General features: G+C 66.0%; 5 protein-coding genes. All 5 read right to left on the bottom strand.

Going from position 1 to position 4,752, the window contains the following annotated elements:
* A partial coding sequence (locus PF446_RS06405) for an NnrU family protein (RefSeq protein ID WP_298070408.1) occupies nt 1-245 on the bottom strand: 245 nt, incomplete at its 3' end.
* Between the two features lie 173 nt (nt 246-418).
* Nucleotides 419-2,536: an ATP-dependent DNA helicase DinG gene (gene dinG / locus PF446_RS06400; protein WP_298070409.1), complete on the bottom strand. Its 2,118-nt coding sequence runs from the start codon at nt 2,534-2,536 to the stop codon at nt 419-421.
* A gap of 75 nt (nt 2,537-2,611) precedes the next feature.
* Nucleotides 2,612-3,463 carry a DUF3014 domain-containing protein gene (locus PF446_RS06395; protein WP_298070407.1) on the bottom strand — a complete coding sequence of 284 codons (852 nt, stop codon included), beginning with the start codon at nt 3,461-3,463 and terminating at the stop codon, nt 2,612-2,614.
* Between the two features lie 500 nt (nt 3,464-3,963).
* On the bottom strand, nt 3,964-4,476 hold the full coding sequence (locus PF446_RS06390; protein WP_298070406.1) for a DUF1993 domain-containing protein: 513 nt from the start codon (nt 4,474-4,476) through the stop codon (nt 3,964-3,966).
* 74 nt (nt 4,477-4,550) lie between these two features.
* Nucleotides 4,551-4,752: hypothetical protein (locus tag PF446_RS06385; RefSeq protein ID WP_298070405.1), on the bottom strand; the 202-nt coding region annotated here is incomplete at its 5' end.

Raw genomic sequence — 4,752 nt, 5'->3', positions numbered from 1 at the left:
AGCGTGAACAGGCTGTTGAGGTGGCGCAGCCAGGTCGGCGGCGAGTACAGCATCAGCGGGTTCTGGCGGGCCTGGCCGAAGCCCCACACCAGCAGCACGAAGCCCAGCAGCGAGAACAGGGCAATGATCGCCTTCCACGGCATCGATCCGAGTCTGGAGATCATGCGATCGCGAACGCCGGGGGCGAACAGGCGCAGGCTGTGTACGCCGAGGAAGATCAGGAGTCCGAGGATCAGGACAGGCATGGCATGCATCCGTTGGCGGGAATGCATCAAGTATAGGACAGCGTGCGTTGCGTATGGCGTTGCCGACGACGCACCCGGGCGGTGGCGGCCTGGGGTTGAAACGGCTGGCTGTCTTGCCCGGCAACCTTCCGTATTGCCTGCGGGCAGGGGATCAGGCCCTTGAGGCGTCCTTCTCAGGCGGGCGTGGCGGCGCGTTCGATCACGCGCGTGAACGGCGGCAGTGCATCCAGCATTTGCTGGCCATAGCGGCGCAGCACCACGCGCCGGTCCAGCAGCACGATGCGGCCACGGTCGGTTTCGGTACGGATCAGCCGGCCGCAGTACTGCGTCAGCAGGCGCGTGGCATCGGGCAGGCTGACCTCGAAGAATGGATTGCGGCCCTGGGATTCAAGCCATTCGGCCCAGGTAGCGCCCACCGGATCGGTGGGTACGGCAAAGGGCAGTTGCGTCACCACCACGGTCTCGCACAGTCGTCCGGGAAGATCCAGACCCTCGCCGAATGAGGCCAGTCCGAACAGGCTGCTGCCAGTACCGGCCTCGACTGCTTCGGTGTGGTCGGCGACCAGTTTCGACTTGGCCTGGCTGCCCTGCGCAAGGATCTTGCGTACCTTGTCGATGGGCAGCAATTGCAGGACGCGCTGCATTTTCATGCGCGAAGTGAACAGCACCAGATTGCCGGCTTCCCAGTCCAGGTGCGCGTCCAGCCAGTCGGCAACGGCCTGCGCATGGCCCTCGCGGTCGTCGGGCAGCACGTCCAGGTGCGGTACCTCAAGGCGCGCCTGCTTTGCGAGTTCGAATGGCGAGGGCAGGCTCAGCGTCAGGGCATCGTCGGGCAGGCCCACGGCGTCGGCAAAGCCGCGGAAGTGGCCACCGGCGCTGAGTGTGGCCGAGGTCATCACGGCGGCCGCGGCGTTGTCCCAAAGCACTTCGCGCAGCAACCGCGCGGCGGAAACCGCGGAGGCATGGCAGAGCACCTGCTGTTCGGAGTTCAGGCTGACCCAGCGTGCCAGCGGCGCCTGGTCCTGCGGGTCTTCATGCGACCATGCTGTCCATGCGGCCAGCTGGCGGCCGATGCGTTCGAGCGCGATGCCGAGTTCGCGCGACAGGGCCTCGCCGGTGGGGCCCCCGTTTTCCAGTTCCGCGACCGCGCGCCGCACGGCCTGCACCCAGGCCTGCACGCGGGAGGTCAGCAGCATCAGGCTCTGCGCATGGGTCGTCCATTCGGAGGGAATCCGGCCCAGCGAGGCGCGCCACATCGGCTCGGACTCCTGTGGTGCGGGGGTCCAGTGCAGGCGGATGCTGCGTTCCAGCGCCTCCAGCGCATCCCCCAGCTCGGCCAGCCGTTGGCTGCCAGCCTCATAGCCGTAGCCGCCAATGTGGTCCTTCTCGCAGAGCGAATAGGCGCCGCGTAAATGCCGGTCAAGGCGGTTCAGTTGCGTGACCGCTTGCATCAGGTGCACATGCGATGCGCCGCGATCGATGGCCTTGGCCGGCATGTGATGGGCCTCGTCGAACACGTACAGGGTCTCGTCCGGCTTGGGCAGGATGACGCCACCCCAGGTATCGTCCTCGCGCGGCATGGTCAGGTCCGCAAGCACCAGGTCCTGGTTGGCGACAATGATGTCGGCGTCGGCAATGTCGCGGCGTGCCGCGAAGAACGGGCAATGGCGAAAATGGGCGCATCGCCGTCCGGTGCAGCCGCCGGCGCTGGTGGTGACCATGCGTCGTACCAGTTCGGGCACCTCGACCGGTGCGGCGTCCATGTCACCGTTCCAGCTCTCGTCGTTGAAGGCGCTGCCCAGGGTTTCCAGGGCGCGGGTCTCGACGGCCCTGGGTGGACGGGTCCACAGGGCCAGATCCTCGCCCAGTCCCAGCGAACCCTGGGTTGCGCTGTCGCCGCCGCCGCCGCCGCTGGCGGTGGCGAGGTTGCGCGGACACACGTAACGCTGGCGTCCCTTGGCCAGGGCCACCCGGGCCTCGACGCCGCATACGGCCAGATACTGCGGAATATCCCGGCGCACCAGCTGCTCCTGCAGCGCCACCGTGGCGCTGGCGATCAGCAGCTTGCGGCCCTGCGCCTTGGCCACGGCGTGGCCGGCGATCAGGTAGGCCATGGATTTGCCGGTGCCGGTGGGCGCTTCGATCGCGCCCGCGCCGCCGGGCCGGGACAACAGCTTGGCCACCTCGGCAACCATCACGCCCTGCGAACGGCGTGAACGGAAACCAGGCAGCCCGGTCTTCAGGCGACCGTAGGCGGCGCGTATCTCGTCCTTGGTGGCATCGCTGAGCATAGGGGACCATTGTCCCATGACCGGAGTCGCACAAGCGTTACGACGCGTCATGGACGCCCACGGCCCAGCTTGAGCTCAGTCCGCGCCGGGTACGTTGGAGGACGAGGTCGGCTCCGCGGGTTGCTGCTGACCGGTAATGGCGTCGCGGATGGCGCGCAGTCTGGACTTCACCTTGGCCTCCTGTGCGGGGCCCAGGCGAAGCAGCAATTTCTGGCCGATCGAGCGGTTTTCCAGACCCGGATCGGAAAACTGGTAGACGCCACTGACGGCAACAAGGTCCGGAGCGTGTTGCAGGTCAGGTGTGGCCAGCAGGTGGTCGATGACAGCGACCAGGCGGTCGTTGAAGCTCTTTTGCGGATAGCCGAGCTGTTTCCAGGCCTGCTCGAACAACGGGTAATTGTGCACGTACCAGGCGACCATGGACTGGGTGTCGGCCTGTTCGAACGGCACCACATAGGGCGAATAGCGGTCGAGGGTTGCTGGCGCGATGACAGCATGCCCGTTCAGCTTGCTGACCCGGAACATGCCCCTGGGATCATGCACTGGAAGGATGTTTTCCGGCAGGGACTTTCCGGTCAGTGCATTGATGGTGGCCACCATGCGCGGAATCAGCGCTTTTTTCACCAGAAGTCCGTTCACGTTGCGACCGGCCAGTCGCGACAACGCATCACGCACCATGGTGTCGCTGTGGTCCAGCGCAGGCAGCGGCGCGGTGCTGGCTTGCGCCGGATTGACTTGCGCCTGGGCAATCGGGTGTTGCTCCGGCGGCGGCAGGGTCGAGGCGGGTGCCGGGGCGCTGCTGGCGGTCGCCGTTGCCGGCGCCATGGCTTGCCGACGGTGTTTCAGCACCAGGTAGCCGGCAAGCAGCAGCAGTGCGACCACCACGATACCGATGCCCCATTTCATTCCGGATGCTTTTGTGCTCATCGTGACGACTCCCTCAATAGGCTGTGTGAACAATTGGACTGGGTTCGCGACGCAGGGTTCCGCGAGTGCCGCGTGGACGGACCGCGGTCTCCGGAACCAAACGCCGCCAGCATTTCCAGCAGCTGCGCAGCGTTGGCCTGCGGATGCATCAGCATGCACCGTGTGCTGTCGCGATGCGAGTTTCGACGGACGGCACATTGACCGAGTTGGCCGTCCAGGGCCACGATCGCCGGTCGGCATCGCCGCGACGCATCCTGGCGCAGGATCAGGGTCCTCCCATGTTGCGGGCCGCCCACCATCACCCACTCGATACGGATGTTCATCGCCTGCACCTCACGCTGGCATGGTGGACTCGAGGGCGTGATGGTTGCGTAAACGGGCTTGTCAACCCCGGCCCCCGGCATTGGCCTGCAGGTTCAGTGTGGTGACGGAAAAGGGCAGGGCGAGGGCGCGCTTCGGGCACACTGCGGACAGGTGCCCGGGTGCTGCATGCGTGCCGGTTACATCGGTTCGGTGCCGATGAAGTCGCTCTTGCCGATGTCGGCGCCGGCCTGACGCAGGATGTCGTAGGCGGTGGCGCAGTGGAAGAACAGGTTCGGAAGGATGAAATTCAGCAGGTAGCGTTGGCCCGTGCCCCGCAGCTCGCCGCTGCGCATCTTCAGCACGATCTCGCGGTCTTCGCTGCCGTCGATCTGTTCCTGCGTGAAGCTGCCGGCATAGTCGATGGCGGCCTGGATGCGGGCCTGCACCTGGGCCAGCGTGGTCTCGGTGTCCTCGAACGTTTTCGGCTCGGCACCGGCCAGGCGCGCACTGCCGCGCGTGGCCATGTCGCAGGCGATCTGCACCTGCTTGACCAGCGGCAGCATGTCCGGGATCAGTCGCGTGTTCAGCAGCACCTCGTCACTGACGCCCTTGGCCGCAGCGTGCTCGCCGCCTTTCCCGAGGATATGCGACAGGTGGCCCAGCGCGCGGACGAAAACAGGAACGGAGGCTTGGTACATGGAAAGTGGCATGGAACGTTCTCCAGTGGATCGTGGGGATGGGTGTCGGCGTACGGCGTACAATACATCGAGAGCAGGCAAGGCCTTCAGCTCGTGGGCGTGTCCCCGGACGAAAACTCGGAATTAGCAGGCTCCGGTGGCGCCAAACTGTGGCGATTGGGAAGGCGGTGCGTCAGCCTCCAGGCCCAGAAAAGGCATCCTGCGAGAATGCCGCTGGCGAGCAGGAAGGCCGCGCCCGGCAACTTGTATTGCGGGCTGCGGATCGACCAGGCAAAGACCTGGGTGAAC

Source organism: Oleiagrimonas sp. (assembly GCF_027858935.1).
Classification (GTDB): domain Bacteria; phylum Pseudomonadota; class Gammaproteobacteria; order Xanthomonadales; family Rhodanobacteraceae; genus Oleiagrimonas.
Note: the sequence above shows the minus strand (reverse complement) of the source record. Positions and strands in the feature narration are given on the sequence as shown.